This is a genomic window from Kocuria varians, from assembly GCF_006539885.1.
Classification (GTDB): domain Bacteria; phylum Actinomycetota; class Actinomycetes; order Actinomycetales; family Micrococcaceae; genus Kocuria; species Kocuria varians.
On sequence record NZ_BJNW01000009.1, the window covers coordinates 1 to 22,038 of the forward strand.

16 protein-coding genes are annotated in these 22,038 nt (G+C 70.8%); 5 read left to right on the forward strand and 11 right to left on the reverse strand.

Annotated elements, in window-relative coordinates; all coding sequences use genetic code 11:
* Positions 1 to 11 precede the first annotated feature (11 nt).
* From KVA01_RS06130 to KVA01_RS06150, 5 genes are all read right to left on the reverse strand, one after another.
* Positions 12 to 938 (reverse strand): ABC transporter ATP-binding protein, encoded by a 927-nt coding sequence (locus KVA01_RS06130; RefSeq protein ID WP_141269373.1) that lies wholly within the window; start codon positions 936 to 938, stop codon positions 12 to 14.
* A 3-nt stretch (positions 939 to 941) separates the two neighbouring features.
* Positions 942 to 1,814 carry an ABC transporter permease gene (locus KVA01_RS06135; protein ID WP_068468661.1) on the reverse strand — a complete coding sequence of 291 codons (873 nt, stop codon included), beginning with the start codon at positions 1,812 to 1,814 and terminating at the stop codon, positions 942 to 944.
* A gap of 103 nt (positions 1,815 to 1,917) precedes the next feature.
* Positions 1,918 to 3,948 (reverse strand): glycosyltransferase, encoded by a 2,031-nt coding sequence (locus KVA01_RS06140; RefSeq protein WP_068468663.1) that lies wholly within the window; start codon positions 3,946 to 3,948, stop codon positions 1,918 to 1,920.
* On the reverse strand, positions 3,945 to 5,132 hold the full coding sequence (glf, locus tag KVA01_RS06145; protein ID WP_068468665.1) for a UDP-galactopyranose mutase: 1,188 nt from the start codon (positions 5,130 to 5,132) through the stop codon (positions 3,945 to 3,947). The genes KVA01_RS06140 and glf overlap by 4 nt, the downstream gene beginning before the upstream one ends.
* A 217-nt stretch (positions 5,133 to 5,349) precedes the next feature.
* Positions 5,350 to 6,531, reverse strand: a complete 1,182-nt coding sequence (locus KVA01_RS06150) for a glycosyltransferase family 4 protein (RefSeq protein ID WP_068468806.1) — start codon at positions 6,529 to 6,531, stop codon at positions 5,350 to 5,352.
* 195 nt (positions 6,532 to 6,726) lie between these two features.
* Between KVA01_RS06150 and KVA01_RS06155 the strand changes: the two genes are divergently transcribed.
* Positions 6,727 to 11,379 carry an FtsK/SpoIIIE domain-containing protein gene (locus tag KVA01_RS06155; RefSeq protein WP_141269375.1) on the forward strand — a complete coding sequence of 1,551 codons (4,653 nt, stop codon included), beginning with the start codon at positions 6,727 to 6,729 and terminating at the stop codon, positions 11,377 to 11,379.
* Positions 11,380 to 11,470: 91 nt separating this feature from the next.
* Here the strand turns inward: KVA01_RS06155 and KVA01_RS06160 are convergent, their stop codons facing one another.
* Entirely contained in the window at positions 11,471 to 11,902 is a 432-nt protein-coding gene (locus KVA01_RS06160; protein WP_068468669.1) for a hypothetical protein, read from the reverse strand.
* A gap of 336 nt (positions 11,903 to 12,238) precedes the next feature.
* Here KVA01_RS06160 and KVA01_RS06165 point away from each other — a divergent pair, with 336 nt between their 5' ends.
* Entirely contained in the window at positions 12,239 to 12,487 is a 249-nt protein-coding gene (locus KVA01_RS06165; RefSeq protein WP_055084871.1) for a WhiB family transcriptional regulator, read from the forward strand.
* 127 nt (positions 12,488 to 12,614) lie between these two features.
* Here KVA01_RS06165 and KVA01_RS06170 read toward each other — a convergent pair whose 3' ends face one another.
* The 3 genes from KVA01_RS06170 to KVA01_RS06180 are packed head-to-tail and all read right to left on the reverse strand — an operon-like array spanning position 12,615 to position 16,393.
* Positions 12,615 to 14,198: a sensor histidine kinase gene (locus tag KVA01_RS06170; protein ID WP_068468670.1), complete on the reverse strand. Its 1,584-nt coding sequence runs from the start codon at positions 14,196 to 14,198 to the stop codon at positions 12,615 to 12,617.
* A gap of 21 nt (positions 14,199 to 14,219) precedes the next feature.
* Positions 14,220 to 15,734, reverse strand: a complete 1,515-nt coding sequence (locus KVA01_RS06175) for a CpaE/TadZ family protein (protein WP_141269377.1) — start codon at positions 15,732 to 15,734, stop codon at positions 14,220 to 14,222.
* Positions 15,731 to 16,393, reverse strand: a complete 663-nt coding sequence (locus tag KVA01_RS06180) for an SAF domain-containing protein (RefSeq protein WP_068468674.1) — start codon at positions 16,391 to 16,393, stop codon at positions 15,731 to 15,733. Before KVA01_RS06180 ends, KVA01_RS06175 begins: the two co-directional genes overlap by 4 nt.
* A gap of 228 nt (positions 16,394 to 16,621) precedes the next feature.
* Between KVA01_RS06180 and KVA01_RS06185 the strand changes: the two genes are divergently transcribed.
* Positions 16,622 to 16,837: a helix-turn-helix domain-containing protein gene (locus tag KVA01_RS06185; RefSeq protein WP_068468676.1), complete on the forward strand. Its 216-nt coding sequence runs from the start codon at positions 16,622 to 16,624 to the stop codon at positions 16,835 to 16,837.
* Between the two features lie 126 nt (positions 16,838 to 16,963).
* On the opposite strand, the gene KVA01_RS06190 is transcribed toward KVA01_RS06185, so the two are convergent.
* Positions 16,964 to 17,530 (reverse strand): hypothetical protein, encoded by a 567-nt coding sequence (locus KVA01_RS06190; protein ID WP_068468678.1) that lies wholly within the window; start codon positions 17,528 to 17,530, stop codon positions 16,964 to 16,966.
* Positions 17,531 to 17,726: 196 nt separating this feature from the next.
* On the opposite strand from KVA01_RS06190, the gene KVA01_RS06195 reads away from it, so the two are divergent.
* Complete coding sequence (locus KVA01_RS06195; RefSeq protein WP_141269379.1) at positions 17,727 to 18,656, forward strand: LysM peptidoglycan-binding domain-containing protein; 930 nt, start codon at positions 17,727 to 17,729, stop codon at positions 18,654 to 18,656.
* A 115-nt stretch (positions 18,657 to 18,771) separates the two neighbouring features.
* Positions 18,772 to 19,221 (forward strand): Rv3235 family protein, encoded by a 450-nt coding sequence (locus KVA01_RS06200; protein ID WP_068468682.1) that lies wholly within the window; start codon positions 18,772 to 18,774, stop codon positions 19,219 to 19,221.
* 22 nt (positions 19,222 to 19,243) lie between these two features.
* Here the strand turns inward: KVA01_RS06200 and secA are convergent, their stop codons facing one another.
* The gene (gene secA, locus KVA01_RS06205; RefSeq protein ID WP_141269381.1) at positions 19,244 to 22,009 is read right to left on the reverse strand and encodes a preprotein translocase subunit SecA; all 2,766 of its coding nucleotides are present in this window, start codon (positions 22,007 to 22,009) and stop codon (positions 19,244 to 19,246) included.
* Positions 22,010 to 22,038: the final 29 nt, after the last annotated feature.

A 22,038-nucleotide genomic window follows, 5' to 3' on the forward strand; every position in this document is an offset into this window, starting at 1 on the left:
TCAGGGAGGGCTCAGCCCTCCAGGGGGCCGTCCAGGTCCGGGTCGTACTGGGGCACGAACTCCTCACCGCGCTCGGCGGCCTCCTGGGCCTGCCACTCCCGCTTGCGGCGCTTGTCCTCCAGCGCGCGGGCAAGCCCCTCGGCGTGCTCGCGCCGGACGTCCTCCTCCGGCTGGTTGCGCATGTGGGCCACCGCGCCGTAGACGTTGCCGTCGAAGACCTTGGTGCCGTGGTCCATGACGATCCCGCGCTCGCAGATGTCCATGACCAGGTTGAGGTCGTGGCTGACCACCACCAGGGTCTTGCCGCGGCGCACGAGGTCCTTGATGCGGCCGATGCACTTCTTCTGGAACGGCTCGTCACCCACGGAGAGGATCTCGTCCACCAGGAAGACCTCGGGGTCCGTGTGCACCGCCACCGAGAACGCGAGACGCAGGTACATGCCCGAGCTGTAGAACTTCACCTCGGTGTCGATGAACTCCGCGATCTCGGAGAACTCCACGATGTCGTCGAACTTGGCGTCGATCTCCTCCTTGCTCATCCCCAGGATGGCGCCGTTGAGGTAGACGTTGTCCCGGCCCGTGAGATCCGGGTGGAAGCCCGCGCCCACCTCGATGAGTCCCGCGACCTTCTCCCGGGTGAGGATCTCTCCGGAGTCCGGGTTCATCACCCCGGAGATCATCTTCAGGGTGGTGGACTTGCCGGAGCCGTTGAAGCCCAGCAGGGCCACCGTCTCGCCGTCGTGGATGTCGAAGGAGACGTCGTTCAGCGCCGTGAACTTGGCGGTGAGATCGCCCTTGCGGCCCTTCACGAGCCACACGAACGCCTCCTTCATGGAGCGCGTGTGGCGCAGCACGAACTCCTTGGTCATGTGGCGGACCCTGATGGCCAGGTCCGCGTCCGTGCGCCCGGGGGTGGACTGGGTGACTGAACTAGACATGGTTCACAGCTCCTGAGCGAAGTTGCCCTCTTGCGAGCGGAACAGGCGGTCCGCCAGGAAGAAGAGGATGAGGCTGGTCACGATCGCCAACGGGGTCCACCCCGTGAGCAGGTGCGGCGGGACGTGCCAGATCTGCGGCGTGTCCGTGGTGGGGAACCAGAAGCCGTAGTGGAACAGCTCCACAGCCACGGTCAGCGGGTTCACCATGTACACGTAGTAGACCCAGTCCCACAGCTTCTCGTGCACCATGGTCCACATGTAGAGCACGGGAGAGGCCCACGTGGACACCATGATGATGAGGTCCACGATGTTCTCCGCGTCCCGGAAGAACACGTTGAACGTGGTGAACAGCATGCCCAGTGCGAGCGAGAACAGGGCGATGATCGCGGTGGCCACGACCACCGCGAGCAGCTGCTTGGGCCCCGGGTGCCACCCGGTCAGGAAGCACGCGAGCAGCAGGATCACCAGCTGCGGCACGAAGTGGATCATCGCCACCAGCAGGTTGGACACGGGGAACAGCTGCCTGGGCAGGTAGATCTTCTTCAGCAGACCGCCGTTGGCCACCACGGAGCGGGACGCGTTGCCAAAGACCTCGCCGAAGAGGTTCATCACCACGATCCCCGAGAACAGGTAGACGGCGAAGTTCTCGATGCCGCGGTTGAGGTCCAGGAACACGCCCATGGCGATGTAGAAGACCAGGAACTGCACGCCCGGTTTCAGGTAGGACCAGAGCAGCCCGAGGACCGTGCCCCGGTACCTGATCTGGATCTCCTTGTCCACGATCAGCTTGAGCAGGAACCTGTTCGCGAACACGTCCCTCAGCCCGCGGTCCTGCCCCGGGGGCCGCAAGTGCGTAGCGGGAGCTTGGGTTTCCATCTGCCGTCCTTTCCTGGCACGGTGCGTTCTTCCAGCGTGCGCACCGCATGCACGCCGACGCCGCACGCCCGGGTGGGCGTGCGGCGTCGAGCGGGTGAGCGAACTACTGCGCGGGGCCGTTCTCCGCGAAGGTGCGGGCCCAGGCGTCCACCGAGGTGATCTCGGGCAGTGCCGCACGGTACTGCTCGCTGAGGGCGTCCCAGCGCGAGAGCAGCTCGGCGTGGAGCTTGACGCTCTCCGCCATCAGCTCGCGCACCTGGGCGGGGTCCCGGCGGTACCAGGACGCGCCGGTGCCCTCCGCGTTAGAGACGATCGCCGAGTCGAGCGTGGCCAGGTAAGACCAGTGGCCGTCCATGTGGGCGACGGTCGCCTCGGGGTACTCCTTGGCCATGCTGCGCACGGGCCGCAGCGTCTGCTTGAGCACGGTGCGCACGGCCCACGGGATGAGCTGGGCCTTGGTGGGCGACTTCGGGGCCTCCATCGTCTTGGGAGGCTTCGCTCGCCGCACCGGGGGCAGCTCCGCGGGGTCCTTCACCACGCGGGCGTCCGAGTACTCGTCCTTCATAGCTCGGATCTCGGGCATGCGCGTGGGCAGCATCTCGTGCAGCCGCTCGGGGCCGGCCAGGACGTCCTGGATGGCCAGCAGCACGGACTTAGCGGGGTAGTACTGCATGGACACCACGTGCTTGGTGTCCGTGGTGAGGGACTCCCGCAGCATGCGCCCGCCCTTCGCGAACGGCGAGTGCAGCAGCGCCGCGATGAGCCGGTTGCGCTCGTGGAAGTACGCCTGCCAGTCCACGGCGTCGTCCTTGTCCGCCCAGGACACGTGCCACACGGCCGCGCCCGGCAGCGAGATGGTGGGGTACCCCGCGGCCTTGGCGCGCAGGGAGTACTCGGAGTCGTCCCACTTGATGAACACGGGCAGGGAGAGGCCGATGTCCTCCAGGATGGTGCGCGGGATCAGGCACATCCACCAGCCGTTGTAGTCCGCGTCCCAGCGGCGGTGCAGCTTGGGCCGCGAGCGCAGGCCGCGCTCCGCGAAGTCCACGGCCCCCAGGTCCTCGATGGGGCCCCACAGGAAGCGGTAGGGGTTCACGACCTCCGCGTACGCGTTGAGCAGCGGCTTGTTGTACATGTCGAACATGTGCCCGCCCACGATCGACGGCGTGTGGCACATGTCCGCGAAGGCCACGGCGCGCAGCACGCCCTCGGACTCCAGCAGGATGTCGTCGTCCAGGATCAGCACGTAGTCGGACTTCTTCACGCCGTCCGGACCCTGGCGGCCCTCCACGACCTCGTACATGTTCCGCGCGAAGCCGCCGGATCCGCCCATGTTGCCCTGGCGGATCATGCGCAGCTTGCCGTTCATGGCCTTCTCCGCCTCGGCGAAGCCCGGCTCGTCCTGCACCAGCTTGTTGCCCTGGTCCACGATGATCAGCTCGTCCAGGACCTCGTCGAAGCCGTCCGCCCCGGCAATGGTCTTGATGGTGTTCACGCAGTAGTCGGGGCGGTTGAAGGTGGTCACGCCCAGCGTCACGCGCCCGACCGGGCGGCCGTGCGACGGGACGAGCCAGGACGCGGCGTCCAGGACCATGCCCTCCTCGTCCGAGATCAGGTCGAACCAGTACCAGCCGCCGTCGCCGAACGGTGCCAGCGTGAGCTCGAACTCGCACGTGGTCTCCCCCGTGACACGCCGGTCCTCCACGCGCTGTGAGACGCCGCGGGCGTTGGAGCGGTAGACGATCAGCGATCCCGCGCCGGTGGTGCGCACGCGCAGCACCACGGACTCCGCCACGGTCCACCGGCGCCAGTAGGAGGCCGGGAACGCGTTGAAGTACGAGCCGAAGGACACGCGACGCCCCGGGCGGATCCGCACCGAACGGCGGGAGATGATGTCGTCCGGGTGCTGGTTGGCGGTGTCGGAGCCCGCCGAGGACGGGCCCTCCACGTTGATGGGGCCGTCGATGTACAGCGGCAGGGCGTCCAGGTCCTTGTTCGCGGGGAACACGACCCGTGCCACCTCCCGCAGGTCCGCCGCGATGCTCGGCTGGGTGTTGATCTTCGCCAGGTACTCCTGGTTCTCGTTCGTCTCCGGCTCCGGCTGGCCGACCTGCTCCACGTTCTGCTCGCTCACTCGTCCACTCCTCCGCTGGTCAGGGGGGCACCGGACGTGAAGTGCGGTGCGATCTTGTTGTCCACCATGGACAGGGCGGAGCCGATGGCCATGTGCATGTCCAGGTACTTGTACGTGCCCAGGCGGCCGCCGAAGAGCACCGAGGACTCCCCCTTGGCAAGGTCACGGTAGGCCAGCAGCTTCTCGCGGTCCAGGGAGGTGTTCACGGGGTAGTAGGGCTCGTCGCCCTTCTCCGCGAAGCGGGAGAACTCCCGCATGATCACGGTGGCGTCCTTCGTGTAGTCCCGCTCCGGGTGGAAGTGGCGGAACTCGTGGATGCGGGTGAAGGGAACGTCCTCGTCCGGGTAGTTCATCACGGAGGTGCCCTGGAAGTCCTCGATGTCCAGAACTTCCTCCTCCAGGTCGATGGTGCGCCACGAGAGGTCGCCCTGCGCGTAGTCGAAGTAGCGGTCCACGGGACCGGTGTAGACCACGGGGACCTGGCCCACCACGCTGGCCTTGGAGAACTCCTGCGAGTCGTCGAAGAAGTCGGTGTCCAGGCGCACGTCGATGTTCGGGTGGTCCGCCATCCGCTCGAGCCACGCGGTGTAGCCGTCCACGGGAAGACCCTCGTGGGTGTCGTTGAAGTAGCGGTTGTCGTACGTGTAGCGCACGGGCAGCCGCGAGATGATCGACGCCGGCAGGTCCTTGGGATCCGTTTGCCACTGCTTGCCCGTGTAGTGCTTGATGAACGCCTCGTAGAGGGGGCGTCCGATCAGCTGGATGCCCTTGTCGTTGAGGTTCTGCGGGTCCGTGCCCGCGAGCTCGCCGGCCTGCTCCCGGATCAGCTCTCGCGCCTCGCCCGGGGAGTACGCCGAGCGGAAGAACTGGTTGATCGTGCCCAGGTTGATGGGCATGGGGTAGACCTCGCCCTGGTGGCGCGTGTAGACGCGGTGCACGTAGTTGGTGAACTGCGTGAAGCGGTTCACGTACTCCCACACGCGCTCGTTCGAGGTGTGGAACAGGTGGGCGCCGTAGCGGTGCACCTCGATGCCCGTGCGCTCCTCGTTCTCGCTGTAGGCGTTGCCGCCCAGGTGCGGGCGACGGTCGATCATGGTGACCTTCAGGCCCAGCTCACGCGCGGCGCGCTCGGCCACGGTCAGCCCGAACAGCCCCGAGCCCACCACCACAAGATCAGTGTTCATACGTCTCTCCTACCCTCTTCCGCGTTCCATGCACGGACATCGTCTGGGCTAAAAATACCGGACGGGGCGGCGAGCACCCTGAGTGACCCGCTGTCCACCGTCCGTGACGTGCGGAGCGTCACCGCCGGTGCGCCTCCCGCTGCGGCCACCACGAGCCGCACCGACGACGCCGCCCGGCGGGGCAGTGCGCGCGGCCACGCGGCGTCGTCGTCCCGGGTCAGTGGCCCGCGCCGTCGAACCCGCTAAGCACCCACCGGGCGGCGGCGCGCCCGGAGGCGGCGAGCGAGGCGTTCTCCCGCGCCCAGTCGGCGCGCCGCTCCCGACCGACCTCTCGTGCTCCGGAGCCGGCGGCGTCCAGGGCCTCGCGCATGGCAGCGGCGACGGCCCGCGGCGTGAAGTCCACGGCCGCACCGAGGTCGTTGTCCGTGACCAGGCTCGCCGCGACCCCGATGCCCGCGTAGATCACGGGCGTCCCGCACGCGGCGGCGGCATAGAGCTTGGTGGGCTTCGCGAAGTCGTAGCCGGCGTGCGGCACCACGGAGGCGAGGGCCGCCACGGCACCGCGTGTGAACGCCGCCGTGCGCGCCGGGCTCTGCACCCCGTGGAAGACCACGTTCTCGGGAGCCAGGCGCTGCGCAATCTCCTGGACCCGTGCCAGGTCCGAACCGCGGCCCAGCACGTGCAGCCGGACGTCCGGGTGCTCCGGCAGGATCTCCGCGAGCGCCTCGACGAACACATCCATGCCCTGCCACTCGGAGATGGAGCCCGCGTAGACGAAGTACGGGTCCTGAACCGGCTCTACCGGCCCCAGCTCGGTGAACACGCCCGTGTCGATCCCGTTCTCCGCGACGAACATCTTGTCCCAGCGCGCTCCGGTGACGCGGTGCAGCTCCTCGCCCATGGACTCGGAGACCGTGATCACGCCGCCGGCACCGCGCGCGGCGATCGTCTCCGCCGCGCGCATCCCCTGGGTCACGACCGCGGGTACGTTCATGTTCAGCGTCGCGGAGGTCCACACGTCCGGGTTGTACCAGATGTACGGACGGCGCCGCAGCGCGCTCGCGAGCCACACGGCCACACCCGTGGTGGGCGGCGGCTCACTCACCACGATGTCCGCGTCCATGACGAGCAGCCGGGCGAACGCCTGGACGTCGAAGCTGAGGTACTGCGCGACACCGCGCACGTACTCCTCCTCGTCCCGCAGCACGGGCACGCGCACGATCTCGTACGGCTCGTCCACCACGGCGTCCGCCATGGACCGGGGCGGCCGGGTGGTCAGGACGGTGACCTCGGCCCCCTCGGCGGCGAAACCCCTGGCCAGCGCGGCCAGGCGGAAGGACGCGGCGGCCGGCTCGGGGAGGAAGATGCGGCTGACGATGACAACCTTGCGGGGTCTCATGGGCATTACTGTCTCACGATTCCCGACAGTGTTCGCCCTGGTGGGGTGCAGGTGGGGGGTCCACCGGTCCCGGGTGCCCCGCCGCACGGCGACCGTCCTCCACGGGATGTCTCTGCGCCCCGGCAGCGGATGAGGAGTCCACCGGACGTCCCCTCCGCGGGCCATGGGCGACGGTGACGACTTACGAATGAAGGCATGCATCTCACCCTGCACCTCGCCTGGCACGGGGTCCTCGAATCCCACCGAGTGGGTGTCACCGCACCCGAGGGCACGAGCGGGGCCGAGCTGGCCCGGGAGCTCACCGCGCGGCTCGGCGCGGAGCACACGGCCACGGTCGCGGGAGTCCCGCTCGAACGGCTGCGTCTCGGCACGGCCCCGCTCGTGGATGGCGTCACGGTGCTGCTCCGGCCCAGGGAGAACACCTCGGCGCGTGCCGCGTCCGACGACCGGTCGCCCGCGGGGTCTGTTCCGGGGGCCGGCCCGGCGCACGGTTGCCTCCGCTCGGCCGAGTATGCGGGCGGGTCCCGCCCGGACCACTCGCGAACAGCCGCGGCCACCGGGGCCACAGTCCCGTCCGCCACCTCAACGCCGCACCACGACGACGCCGCGTGCCTCGTGGTCGCCGAGGGAACCTCCGTGGGGACACGCCTGGTGCTGCCACGCGGCACGTGTCGTGTCGTCCTGCGTGACGGCACACCGTTGCTCACCCGCGTCCCTGCAGATCACGACCGCCCGGTGGGGCACAGCGCATGCCCCGTTCTCACCATGGACGACACCGGGCTGCGGCTCGGCCCCCGCAGGACGCTGCTCGGCCACGGTGACCGGCTGCGCGTCGCCTCCGGCGAGTACGAGTCGTGGCTGCGCGTGGAGCTGCCGGGGACCGCCTCGAACTCAATCACGGGGCCCGATCCCACCCGGCCGGCCCCTGGATTCTCCGCCGAGGAGGCGGATCCCGCCCACCTGCTGCGCGTGGACCCCGCAGGGCGCCGCGGGAGTCGCACCGCGCTCCTCACAGGACTCCTGCCGCTGATCGCGGGGATCGGAATCGCCCTCGTGACGGGGTGGTGGTTCTTTCTCCTCTTCAGCGCCCTCGGAGCGGTCACCTCCCTGGCGGGCTGGTCCTCGCACCGCGGCGAGCGCCGCGACCACCGGTTGCGGCTGCGGGCCGCGCTCGCCAGGGACCTGCGCAGAGCGGAGCACGCGGCGCCGTCCACGGCAGAGATCCTCGCGCGGAGTGCGGCGCTGGAATCCCAGCCCGCGGGGCTCCCCGAGCCAACGGGGGCGTCGTCCTCTTTCCCCCGGCCGACCCCGGGCGACCGGCCTCGCTGCTGGGTGCGACTGGGACACGGGCCACGGTCTGCGCAGATCGCCCGCGAGCGCGGCACGGCACACCGTGGACTGGCCCACCCGTGGGCACCCGTTCTCGTGGACCTGGCGGGGCTCTCGTCGTTGACCCTCGTGCTTCCCGGTGAGCGTCTAGCGGGCGTTCTCGACTCCCTGGTGGTGCAGCTGTTCACGGGGCCCGGGGCCCTGCACGACCTGGTCGTGTCACCGGGGCTCTCCTGGGCACCTCCGCTGGCCGCCCGCGCAGCCACCGGCCCGGACGGGCCCCCTGCCCACGCTTCCGACGGGACCCCCTCCCCGGTCAACGTCCCTTCCACCTCCTCGCCCTCCGCCTCACCATTGGCGCGCCCCGCGGTCCTGGAGGTGCTGCTGCCGGACGACGCCGCCCGCAGGCCGCCGCGCCCGGGGGTCGTGCGGCTCGTGGTCGCCACCGAGGAACCAGGCGGACCGCACGCGGTGCTGACCGCCCACGGGCCACGGCTGCGGCTCACGGCCCACGAGGACAGGGCGGTTCCCGGTCTAAGGGCGTCCGAGCAGCGGACGTCCCTGGACTTCCTGGCGGACACTGTGTCCGCCACAACGGCAGCCCGGGCCGTGGCCACGTGGCGCCGGGCCGCCGGGGCGGCAGGCCTGTTCACGGGACGCCCCTTCCCCGCATCGCTGGGCACGCACGAGATCCTGGCCGACGCGCCCACGGCGAGCGGACGGCGTCGTTCCCCGCGCACCGCTCACGGCGAGGGCGCCCGTCACGCCGTGAGCTTGAGCGCGACGTTTGGGGTCTCCCCCGCGGGTGTCGAACGGATCGTGCTGGACGACGAGAACCCGCACCTGCTCGTCGCGGGGACCACCGGCTGCGGGAAGTCCGAGGTGCTGCGCACGCTGGTGCTGGGGCTCGCCGCGGCTGCCGCGCCCACACACCTCGAGTTTGTCCTCGTCGACTTCAAGGGCGGGGCCGCCCTGTCGCCGCTGGACGGGCTGCCGCACCCCACCACGCTGCTCACCGATCTGGGTCCGGACGACGTGCGACGTGCCCTCGCGTTCCTGCGGGCCGAACTCGTCCGCCGCGAGCGAGTCCTCTCGGAACTCGGCCACAACGACATGACGAGCGTGCTCCGCGACGGTGGCGCCGTGCCCGCGCTCCGCCACCTGGTCGTGGTGGTGGACGAGGCGAAGATGCTCACCGACGCGTTTCCGGAGGCCTCGCGCGAACTCGCCGTGGTCGCGACCGTGGGACGGTCGCTGGGCGTGCACCTGGTGCTGGCCACGCAGCGCCCCCAGGGCGCGCTGCCCGCGGACGTGCGCGCCAACGTGACCCAGGCGCTGTGCCTGCGGGTGCGCACCGAGCAGGAGTCCATGGACGTGCTGGGTGCCCCTGCCGCCGCTCGACTTCCGGCCGTCCCCGGGCGCGGGTACCTCGTGCGCGGGGACGGAGCCTGCATCGCCGTGCAGTGCGCCGTGGCCACCCGCATGGCCGCGCCGGAACCGGAGCGGCTGCGGCTCACGTTCCCCGACCCCGCAGTCTCGTGGCGCCACCCCGTTCCGAATCTCCCACAGCTCCAAGCGGCTCCCCCGGGCGGTTCGCAACCTGCCGACGACGACGGTCACGGTCATGGGTTTGGCTCGCCCCACGAGGGTCCCGGCCCCCGGAACCCGGCCGACGCGGCTGCCCGCGGTGCGACGCACGGTCACCGTGCCGGAGCCACCCGGGGCCACCCTGAAGTAGTCGAGGGCGCCCGGTCGATCGGGATCGAGACCTCGGTGCACGACGTCGCGGAGGCATGGCTGAACCCGGATTCGAGGTCGAATCCGGCTTCGAGCCCGGGTCGGGAGGAGATGGATCCTCGCTCCGCAGCCGTGCCGCCGCCTCTGCCCGCGCGTGCGCAAGCTGTGCACGTGCAGGGCGCTGCCGTGGACCTGGGACCCGCGGAGAACCCGGGCGAGCACTGGTGCGGCCGGGCCACCTGGCGGCCCTGGCGCGACGGTGCGCTGCTGCTGATCGGGCGGCCATCCGCCGTTCGCGACGCGTTCGTGGCCATCACCGTGCGGTGCGCCGACGCCGCGTGGGCGCCTCCGCGGCTCCCGGGTGCGGATGAACAGCCGTCCCCGATCGAGGACTCCGGCCTGCCGTCCTCGGCACGGCAGGGTGACCCACACGCGGATGCTGTCTACATCGTGTCGGCCGGTGGCGCCGATCTTCCCGGTCTCACGACGGCCGAGGGCGTTCCCCGGCACGACGCCGTGCGGGGCTGGGCGCGCGCCGACCATCCCGCGGACCTCGCACACCTGCTGGCCCGGATCCGGGACACCCTCGACCGGAGGCGTGACACTCCCGCCGGGCGCGGGTGGCGGGCGGTGCTGGCCGTCGACGACTGGGACCGCTGCTGCCAGGTCCTGCGCTCGGGGGCATGGCCACATCTGGAGGACGAGCTGCTCGCCCTCGTCGCGGACGGCCCCGCGCGGGGGCTCTCGGCGGTGGTGGCCGGTGACAGGTCACTCGTGGCGGGGCGTTCCGCCCAGCTCGGACACACGCGACTGCACTTCCCCGCCGCCCAGACCGCGGAGGCCCTTCTGCAGTGGCCCCACCTGCCCCCGATGACACCGCACCGCCTCCGCGCGGCCTACACGGGTGCCGGGGCAGACCGGTGTGCTCCCCCGGAAGCGTCCTCTCTCACGGAGCGGGCAGCCGTCGTGCAGATCGCGGACGGCAGAGCATCCGCGCCAGCGGTACCGCTGAAGAACCCAGGGGCCTCCGTTCGCGCCCTGGAGGAGGAGTCCCCCTGGCCGCGGTCCTTCCCGCTGCCGGCCCTCTGGCGACCGCCCGACGACTCGGGACCCGGGTTGCTCGTCGGAGTCACCCGGGACGGCGACGCCGTAAGGCATCCCTGGGGACCGGGTTCCACGCTGCTCGTTGCCGGTCCCGCGCGGTCGGGCCGCAGCACGTTCCTGGACGGAGTCCAGCACCGGTGGCACGTTCCCCGGCCCGGACGCGGTCCCTCTGGACCGCCCGCCACCGGGCTGCCTCCGACGGTGCTGCGCGCGTTCCCCTGCACCGCTGCGGAGGTCCACGCCCTGCTCCGGGAGGCACAGGAACACGACGGTCCCGTCACGGTTCTCATCGACGACGCCGATGCGCTGCCCCTCGATGCCCTGCGCGCCCTCTCGACAGCGTGGGAGCCGCGTCCCGCAGCTCCGTCACATGCGCCGGGCCGCTCGGCATCCGGGGGTGACGCAGCACCGGACCGGCTGCCGGGGGCACGCCTGGTGCTCTCCGTGCGTCTGACGGATGCACTGACGGGCACTTTTGCACCGATGCTTCCGTGGCGTCACCGCGTGGACGCGCTTCTCCTGCAACCACGGCGGGCCTTCGACGGCGACCTGTTCGGGGCGTCATTGGCGGGTCAGGCCCTCGGCGGTCCGCCCGGTCGCGGCTTCTGGATCCACCGGGGCCTTACCGAAGCGGTGCAGACGCCCGCGCTCCGTCGCGGCAGAGCCGATGGTCCCTGAAACCCACGTGCCCGGGGGCTTCCGGCATCCACGCCGATGGCGCCCAGCTCGTCGCGCCCGAACCCCACGCAGTCGGGGCCTCCGGGAAAACTCAGCGGGCGGCGTCGTCGCGCGTGCGGTGCATCCACGCGGTGGTGGGCGGCGCGAAGAGACACAGGACCGTGGCCACCGGAACCGCCGCGATCACGAAGCCCCACCAGCCGAACGCCATGCGCAGCAGGGAAAGTGCCACGATCAGAAGGAACGCCTGGGTGACCAGCACCGCGGCTCGCGGCCACCGTCGGCCGTTCCAGGTGCCCCGGGCCGCCGCGCCGAGCCACAGGAAACCGCCCAGCATCACCAGGGTGGCGAAGACGATCCCGCTCAGCGGCAGGACGTGGCCCGTGAACACGGAGGCCACGAGGCCCACGGCAATCGCCAGCAGCCCCAGCGACTCCACACCCACGAGGACCGTGACCACCCCTGCGGTCCACGGACGGTTCTCGGTGGACTCCTGGGACGGACGGGAAACCGTGGTGACCATGAACGGGGCCTTTCGGTGGGGAGGGGAACACCGTCCACTCTAATGACCGCCCCCGGCAGCCTTTTAGCGCGCCGCGCGGTCTGTGCCTTCGCTCTTCCCCGGAACTGCGCACCGTACGCGGCGGTAACCCCGCGGCATCTCAACTGTGATGTATCGCTCATACTCTTGTTTCGGGTGTGTTTACGTGGGAAACTACCGATAGATCCCAAAGGCCCGATCCCCCGGGCCTTTTCGTGTGTCCCTCCCCTGCATGCTCGTACCGCGGCGATCCGTCGCGCCCCACGGCATGTCCAGCGACCGGCACACCACCAACGCGAAAGGAACGGTGCAACCACTATGGATTGGCGTAGTCGCGCAGCCTGCCTCGAAAAAGACCCCGAACTGTTCTTCCCCGTCGGCAACACGGGCCCCGCCCTGCTGCAGATCGAGGAGGCCAAGTCCGTGTGCCGCACGTGCGAGGTCATGGACACCTGCCTGCAGTGGGCGCTCGAGTCCGGCCAGGACGCCGGCGTCTGGGGCGGCATGAGCGAGGACGAGCGCCGCGCGCTCAAGCGCCGCGCCGCCCGCGCCCGTCGCGCGTCCTGAGCGAACAGCTCCCCGGGTCCTGCTGACCCGCTGACTCGGCCCGTGATCCCCTCCCCGGAGGTGGATCGCGGGCCGTTCCCGTACCCGGGAGACCTGAGGCTGGAAGATCCCCGGTCCGGGTGTCCCCTCAGCCTCGGCCCGTGTGCGGCTGCGGGAACCTGGCGGTGATGACGACGCTCGTGCCCTGCGGCTCGCGCGGCTGCCAGCGGATGACTCCCCGCAGCTCACTGGCCACGAGCGTGCGGACGATCTGCATCCCCAGCCCCTCCCCCTCCGAGGGCGGTCTGTAGGCACTCACGCCCGACTCCTCGATCACGGTGTCACCCATGCCCCGGCCGTCGTCCTCGATCGCGATCTCGAGCACGACGTACGTGGTCCCGGAGTCGCTCACCTCGTCCTCCAGGTGCCGCACGGACAGCTCCACCGTGCCGCTCCTGTCCTTGAGACCGTGCTCCACGGCATTGGCCACGAGCTCGTTGACCACGAGCGCCACGGACGTCGCGCTCTTGGACGGCAGCCGTCCGAAGTGTCCGTGCACGGCGGTGCGCACGTGCTGCCCAGCGGAGGCGGTCTCCACCGCGAGCTGGACCTGGTGGCGGATCAGGTCGTCGAAGTCCACGTCCTCCGAGATCTCGTGGGACAGGGACTCGTGCACGCGGGCGATCGAGCTGACCCGCCGCATGGCCTGCTGCAGCCCGTTCCTCCCCTCCGGAGAGTTCATCCGTCGCGACTGCAGGCGCAGAAGGGCCGAGACGGTCTGCAGGTTGTTCTTCACCCGGTGGTGGATCTCGCGGATCGTGGCGTCCTTGGAGACCAGTTGCAGGTCACGACGCCGCAGCTCGGTCACGTCACGGCACAGGATGAGCGCGCCGGTCCGTTCGCCGCCCCGTCGCAGCGGAATGGCACGCAGCGTCGCCGAGGCCTTGACCGCGGAGAGCTCCGCCCGCCACGGCATGGTGCCCGCGAGCACGGGAGCCAGGGTCTCGTCCACGCCGGGGGCGTTCAGCGGCAGCTGACGCGCCGCCCGGACCAGGTTCTGCCCCGTGATGTCCCCGTGCAGTCCGAGGCGGCGGAACGTCGAGAGCCCGTTGGGCGAGCAGAACTCCACGACGCCGTCGGTGTCCAGGCGGATCAGGCCGTCGCCCACGCGCGGGGCACCGCGGCGGGAGTCGATGCGCACGGCGAAGTCGGGCCACGTCCCCTCATTGGCCATGCGCAGCAGGTCGCTCGCGGACTGCCGGTAGACGAGTTCCATCCGGGACGGCAGACGGTCGTGGTGGGACTCCGTCGTGAGCGTGAGGACCGCGATCGTGCGGCCGTTGCGGACCAGGGGCACGAGCAACACGGAGCGCGGTGCAAGGCTCTCCCACTCGGAGGCCCCTGCCTGCTCGATGCGCTGGTCGATCCACGCCCGCCGAAGCGCCTGGGCGGCGTCGTCGGCCACGATCTCCCCGACCATGTCCTTCTGGAAGGCCGTGGCTCCGGTCGTGGGGCGAGCGTGGGCCAGGACAAGGAAGTCGCCTCCCTCGGCGGGGATCGGACGGCCCGTGGGGCTCTGCGGGCCCGGCACGACCCCGCGCGGAAAGCACAGCAGAAGGTCCCCGACTCCGAGGTCCGCGACCATCTGCCAGTCGCCGACGAGCAGGTGCAGCCACTCGGCGTCGCCCGCGTCGAAGTCCGGCACCGAACGCAGGGGGTCCGTGAACGACATCTGGTGCTCGCTTTCCGAGGGTCAACCGCGGCGCAGCCACGCGCCCATCCGACGACCCAGCCTAGTCCCACCGGCGGCCGCCCCGACCGGCTCCGCGGGCCCCCGTCCCTCCGGGCGCGCGAGCAGCCGCACCAGGTCGCGCAGCTCCGAGCGCAGGACGGAACGGGGAGCCGTCTCCGCGAGCACGGCGCCCGCGAGCAGCGCGTCGTCGCACGACCCCGGGTCCCACGAGAGCGTGTGCACCACGGGATGCCCCGGGGAGAAACGCTCCCACGCCTCCTGCACCGCGGCTGCCGCAGAGCGGCCGGCCGCGGCGGCGCGCAGCTTGTTCATGACCACCACGGGTCGCGCGCCGGGCGCCGCGTCCAGCAGGTCCGGGAGCGCCTTGACGAGGCGGGGCACGCCCAGCGCGTCCGCGGCGCCCAGGGCCACCACGGTGTCGGCCTCGGATACGGCGACGAGGGCCGCCGCATTGCGTCGCGGTGCCAGGAAGTCGCTGCTGATCTCCTCGTCCGACTCCAGGGAGAATGCGGTGTCCACGACCACGAGGTCGTAGTCGCCACGGGCCCGCTCGAGCACGATCCCCAGCGCGGAGCCGCGGATCTCCGGCCACCTGTCGTAGCGCGTGATCCCCGTCAGCACGTCCATGGAGGCGCCCGCGACCGAGACGGCGGTGACGCACCGCCGCAGTCCGGAATCGTCCATCCGCCCCTGGTCCGCGAGCCGACACGCCTGCGCCAGACCGGCGGCCTCGTCGAGCATCCCCAGGCTCGCGGCCACCGAGGCCGCGCAGGTGTCAGCGTCCACGAGCAGGACCCGGGTCCCGCTCAGCGCCGCTTCGGCGGCCAGGTTCACGGCCGTCACCGTGCGCCCGGGGGAACCGGCAGGCCCCCACACGGCCACGATGCCGCGGGGTGCCCGGGACACCTCCTCAGCCCCCGACGTCGCCGCCGCGCCGGCGTCCGGCTGCCACCCCTCATCCGCGGGATCGGCCGGGGAGACCGACACGCCCGCGGTAGCCGGTTCAGGGGAATCCACCTCGTGCCCGGGGCCTGAGTGGCTCTTCCGGCCGGTTTCGGGCGAGTTCTGACCGGCACCGCGGATCCGACGTCCCGGCTCCGCGAACGGAACGACGCCGCTCGCGTCGGGGCCTGCACCGGCCGTGTGGTCCGCGCCGCTGTCGCCCGACGTGATCGTGCTGCTGCCGATGGCCTCCCGCACCGCACGCACGACCTCGGCCCCGGTCGCCGAGGCGGAGATGCTGGGCACGCCCAGCCTGGCCAGGCGCGCGTCGTCGTGCCCTTCGACGACCAGCACCCGCACGCCGTTGTCCGCGAGCTGCTCCAGCAGGCTCGCGGTGAGGTCCTCGGCGCCCTCCGCCACGAGTGCCGCGTCCGCCATACCGGTGTGCGAGCACGCGAGCAGCTCCGAGAGCTCGAGGCAGCGCCGGACCACCGTGACCTCCCCGTGCAGCCGCTCGACCCGGTCCACGAGCTCCCAGGTGCTGATCCCCAGGGTGGCCAGGGAGGTGCTCACGAGCCGCCGCCCGTCACATCGAGGACGAGCGTCACCTTGGCGTCGTTGCCGAGGGCGTCCACGAGCGGACCCACCTGCGACTGCCGCACGAGCACGTGCACCGTAACGCCGCCCGTGCCGCCCAGCGCGGTGTCCTTGGTGTCCACGCGGGCGATCTCCGCCGCCTTCACGAGCTTCTTGGGCTCGAGGTAGCCCCGGCCGGTGGGGCGGGGCTGGGCAACCCAGACATCCACGTGGGAGCCCGGGCCGGCCTCGGCGGGGATCGGCGTTTCCAGTGCGATCCCCACGGGCGTGCGGTCCAGGGCGTCCGCGGTTCCCACCGAGGCGGCAGGGACGAGTTCCCCGCGCGCCACCCGCTGGGTCACCACGGCGTTCTCCTGGAGGTCGCGCGAGCCGGGAACGTAGCGCTCGGCGGAGTCCTGGAGGTGGGCATCCACGGTGGTGAGATCTTCCCTCGTGATCCGCTGCCCCACCGCGAGGTCCTGCGCCGCCACGTAGTACGGCTCGCTCCGGTTGGCCGTAGCCACCAGCAGGACCACTCCCATCACGGAGAGGAGCACCAGCAGCAGCCCCACGAGAAGTCGCGGATCCCGCCAGGAGGGCTTGCGGAACCGCGCCGCCGCCGCGGGTGCCGACCCCTTCGATGCAGAACTGCCCATGCGCCCGTCCTTTCCCCGTGTCCGGTCCCCCACCGGATCCCTCCGAGTGTGCCCCGGGGCGGACACGGCGGAAAAGTGTGACGCCGAACACTGTGGACAAAGCTGACCACGTCTGCATGCCCGCCCGATCCTGTTGATAAGCAAGGGCGCCTCGTGCCACGTGGGACAATGTCCGGTGGACTCCGATGATTCGGCATCGAACAGCACCAAAGGAAGTGATGCAGGGCCATGGCGCAGCAACGATTCCTCACGCTCGCGGACGTCGCCGAGATCCTCTCCGTCTCCGTGGCGCAGGCCCGGGCCATGGTGCGTTCCGGCGAGCTGCCCGCCATCCAGGTGGGCGGCCGCGGTCAGTGGCGCGTGGAGAAGAGCAAGCTGGAGGAGTACATCCAGCAGGGCTACGAGCGCACGGAGATCGCCGTGCGAGAAGGCACGCTGCACTGAGGCAGACGGGCCCCGACCTTCGGGTGGACTGATCCCGCCACCCCGGTACCCTCCCCGGCCACCGGCCCACGTGGACGACGATCCCCGCGGCCCCGGTCTGCCGCCCGGGACCGGCAGCCCTCACCGTCAGCCGGCGTCGAGCGAGGAGACCAGCGCAACCGCCGAGAAGCCGACCGTGCGCACCGAGGTGACCGCGCGGCGTCGGCGGAACTGGTCCGCCGGGTGCACCGCGAGGTCGAAGAAGTCCTGACCCACCGAGTCCAGGGTGCCCTCGAGCTCGCCGTGACCCGAGTGGTCCCTCAGCAGCACCCGGACCGGCACGCGCGCGGTGCTCAGCGCCCGCAGCACGTGCCCCATGCCGAGCCGCCGGATCGTCGAGGTGTCCGGGAGCACCTCGAAGCGCCGCGGCAGGCCCTCCCACCACACCACGCTGTGCAGCGGCACGAGGTGCTGAAGGTGATGCTCACGCACCACGGCCCATCCGGCACCCACGTCCGCGAGCACGCCCTCCAGCGTGTCCCCCTCCGCGGGCCGCAGCCGCACCGGCCCATCCCGGTGGGCGGCCAGACGCTCCAGCAGTGTGAGCCGCGACAGCTCCGCCCGCGCCGTCTCCACGGCCTCCTGCTCGACCATGCGCACGTGGGCCTGTTCGAGCTGCGACTCCATGTCGTCGAAGAGTTCGTCCCACCTCATGCCGCGCGTTCTCCCCCCTCACACACTTCAGGCGCCTTGTCCGCCACCGGTCCACCGTACGAGCTGAACACCCGGCAGCCCATCCGAACTGCGGTGGCCACTCCATGCCTTCGGATCGATCATTGACTCCGGAGAGAAACCTCTGAATGATCTAAAAATACCAAACGACATCAAATAACAACATCGGGGGTCAACGATGCGACACCAGGTTCGCGAACAGGCTGCACCGGACCGGAGCGCGGCCCTGTGGTGCGCGGTCCCGGTGCTCGCCTCGGCCTTCGGTGCGCTCGGCTGGGTGCAGGCGGGTCGGCTGCGCGCCGCCGGCTCAGCGAGTGACCCGGTGCTCGACGTCGCGGTGCTCGCCTCTGCGGCGTGCCTCGCGGTGGCGGGGTGGTGGCTCGGCGGCCTGCTCATGCTGGCCCTCGCGGCCACGGCCCGCCGCCTGCACTGGTCCGGCCTCGAGCGGTGGGCCTCGCGGCTGACACCGGGCGTCGTGGCCCGCACGGCGGCCGCCGTCGTCGGGATCCAGCTCGCCGTCGTGGCCCCCGCCCATGCGGACGACGCCGCTCTGGACCCCTTCTGGGGCACCGCGGCCACCGGCACCGCTCAGCTGGACGGGCCCACCGGGGGCGCCGACGCAACCGGCAGCGGTGCAGGCAACGGCGACACGGCGGATCAGAGCGCCGCCGGAAGCGCCGCCGCGGCCGCCCCGGGCGTCACGGCAACGTCCTCCCCGGAGCCAGCCGTGGTTCCCGCGCCGGCGGAGAACGGGTCTCGGGATGGCGCAGGGGCCCTGTACGTCCAGACGCCCTCCGGCACGGATGCGCCCAGCGCGCCCGCCGCCACCGCACCGCAGCCGTCAGTGACCGAACCCGCGGCATCCGCCCCGAATCCTCCCGCCCGCGAACGCGTGGCGGACGGCGTGCTGACCGTCATGGCCGGGGACACGCTGTGGGACCTCACTGCCCAGCTGATGGGCCCGGATGCCTCGGACTGCGCCGTCTCGCAGCACCTCACGCAGTGGCTGGAGCACAACGCCCTCGCCGAGCACGGCGATCTCATCCACCCCGGGGACCAGTTGCGGGTCCCGCCCGAGCTGCTCGATCCCCAGACCGCCCACGGCTGACACGGCCCGGGCTCCCAGCCCACAGCCACCCGGCTGCACGGCCAGTACCACCACACGACCACCCAGGATCCACCGGACCGCCGGCCCGGTGCAGCACCATCCAGAGGAGCACACCATGAGCATCGCCGTTCCCGAGTCCACGCCGCGCACTCCCGCGGGCGGCTACACCTGGCGGCAGGACCGATCCGCCGCCGCACTCACCGGCAAGAACGAGAATGAACGTGTCGGGGCCATCGCCCGCAGCATCGGTCAGGCCGCGGTGGAGATCCTCGCGGGCACCCGGCCGGCATCGCAGCTCTCCCGCTGGACCGAGCCGGAGGTGGTCGAGCGCTTCACGCAGCGCGCGGCCATGCTCAAGCTCGTGCAGGAGCAGTGCCCGGAACGCCGCGCCGCCTTCGACGTCCACCGGGCGGCCAGGGTGCGTCGCGTGCGGGTGTGCAACCCCGCGCCGGGGTGCTGGGAGGCGTCGCTCGTGGTCGAGGAGGCCACGCGGGCGCGCGCCGTGGCGCTGCGCATCGAAAGGGTGACCCGCCAGTGGCGGGTCACCCATCTCGAAGTCGGGTGAGCGTGCTCCCCCGCGGCGCGGCTCAGCGGCGCTTGCCGCGCTTGGCCTTCCCGGCCTTGCCCGCCCTGGTGCGGCGCTGGGCGCGGTTGGCACCCTCGCCGTCCTCGGAGGCGGAGGCAGAGTCCGATGCCGTCGTTCCCGCGTCGGAGCCGACGGCACCGGAGGTGGCCTGCGCATCCTGCTCCGAATCCACCGCGGCGCGGGGCTCGCCGTCCTCGTCCGGCGCGGTGTACTGCAGGAAGGCGGGGCGCTGGGGCGTGGTCAGCTGGACCGCTCCCCCGGACTCCCCGGTGCGCTGCTTGCGGACCTCGAGGTTGAACAGCGTGACCACGGTCTGCTCGCGGATCGCGGCCATCATGTCCTGGAACATGGCGTGACCCTCGCGCTGGTACTCCACCAGGGGATCGCGCTGCGCCATGGCCCGCAGCCCGATGCCCTCCTTGAGGTAGTCCATCTCGTAGAGGTGCTCGGGCCAGCGCTGACCGATCACCGACAGCAGCACCCGACGCTCCAGGTTGCGCATGGCCTCGGAGCCCAGCTCCTCCTCGCGCTCCTGGTAGATCACCTTCGCGTCCGAGAGGACCTGCTCCTGCAGGAACTCGGAGGAGAGCCGGGGGCGGCCACCGGCCTCCGCCACGACCTCCTCCTGCGTCAGGGAAATCGGGTACACCGCCCGCAGCGCGGTCCACAGCTCGTCCAGGTCCCAGTCCTCGGAGTGGCCCACGCGGGTGCGGTCCGTGATGGTCGAGGTGATGATCTCCTCGGTGAACTGCTCGATCTGGCCCTTGATGTCCTCGCCCATGAGGATCCGGCGGCGGTCGCGGTAGACGACCTCGCGCTGGCGGTTGAGGACGTCGTCGTACTTGAGCACGTTCTTGCGCTGCTCCGCGTTGCGTCCCTCCACCTGGTTCTGGGCGTTGGCGATGCCGGAGGTGATCAGGCGCCCGGTCACCGGGACGTCGTCCGGGGCGATCGCCATCAGACGCTGCGCCGCACCCGGGTTGAACAGGCGCATCAGGTCGTCCGAGAGGGACAGGTAGAACCGGGACTCCCCGGGATCGCCCTGGCGCCCGGAACGGCCGCGGAGCTGGTTGTCGATGCGACGGGACTCGTGGCGCTCGGTGCCGAGCACGTACAGACCGCCGGCGTGCAGAACGTCGTCGTGCTCGGTCTTGGTGGCGGCCTCGCACTGCTCGAGCACCTCGGGCCAGCGCGCCTCGTAGGCCTCGGCGTCGCGCTCGGGGTCCAGGCCCAGCTCGGCCATCTTCTCCACGGCGTTGAACTCGGCGTTGCCGCCCAGCATGATGTCGGTGCCTCGACCGGCCATGTTGGTCGCCACGGTCACGGCGCCCTTGCGTCCGGCCTGCGCCACGATGGCGGCCTCACGGGCGTGGTTCTTGGCGTTGAGCACCTCGTGCCGCACGCCGCGCTTGGCCAGCAGCTTGGAGAGGTACTCCGACTTCTCCACGGACGCCGTGCCCACGAGCACCGGCTGGCCCTTCTCGTGGCGCTCCTCGATGTCGCGGACCACGGCGGCGTACTTGGTGGCCTCGTTCTTGTAGACCACGTCCCGCTTGTCCTCGCGGGCGATGCCGCGGTGCGGGGGGATGGCGACGACGCCGATCTCGTACGTGTTCATGAACTCGGCGGCCTCCGTCTGGGCCGTGCCGGTCATGCCGGAGAGCTTGTCGTAGAGGCGGAAGTAGTTCTGCAGGGTGATCGTGGCCATCGTCTGGTTCTCGGGCTTGATCTCCACGCCCTCCTTGGCCTCGATGGCCTGGTGGACGCCCTCGTTGTAGCGGCGGCCCGCGAGCACACGGCCCGTGTGCTCGTCCACGATCTTCACCTCGCCCCCGGCGACGATGTAGTCCTTGTTGTTGCGGAACAGCTCCTTGGCCTTGATGGCGTTGTTCAGGAAGCCGATCAGCGGGGTGTTCTGCGCCTCGTAGAGGTTCTCGATGCCGAGCCAGTCCTCGACCTTCTCGATGCCCGGTTCGAGCACGCCCACCGTGCGCTTCTTCTCGTCCACCTCGTAGTCCGTCTCGGGCACGAGCTTCTTCACCACGGTCGCGAACTCGCGGTACCAGCGGTTCGCCTCGCCGGAGGCGGGACCCGAGATGATCAGCGGGGTCCTGGCCTCGTCGATGAGGATGGAGTCCACCTCGTCCACGATCGCGAAGTTGTGGCCGCGCTGCACGAGCTCGTCCTTGTCCCACGCCATGTTGTCGCGCAGGTAGTCGAAACCGAACTCGTTGTTGGTGCCGTAGGTGATGTCCGCGTTGTACTGCTCGCGCCGCGTGGCCGGATCCTGTCCGCTCAGGATCACACCGGTCTCCAGCCCCAGGAAACGGTAGACGCGTCCCATGAGGTTGGCCTGGTACTCGGCCAGGTAGTCGTTGACGGTCACCACGTGCACGCCCTTGCCCGTGAGCGCGTTGAGGTACGCGGGCAGGGTGGCGACGAGCGTCTTGCCCTCACCGGTCTTCATCTCCGCGATGTAGCCGAGGTGCAGGGCCGCGCCGCCCATGACCTGGACGTCGAAGTGGCGCTGACCCAGGGTGCGGGACGCGGCCTCGCGCACAGCGGCGAAGGCCTCCGGCAGCAGGCGGTCCAGGGACTCGCCACCCTCGATGCGTTCACGGAAGGAGTCGGTCTCCGCGCGCAGCTCGGCGTCGGTGAGCTCCTTGAAGCTGTCCTCGAGGCTGTTGACGGCGTCCGCGTAAGTTCTCAGCCGCTTCAGGACACGCTTGTCCCCCGTGCGAAGAACTTTTTCCAGGAATGACGCCACGTGTGTTCGCTCCTCCGAGATCAGGGGTG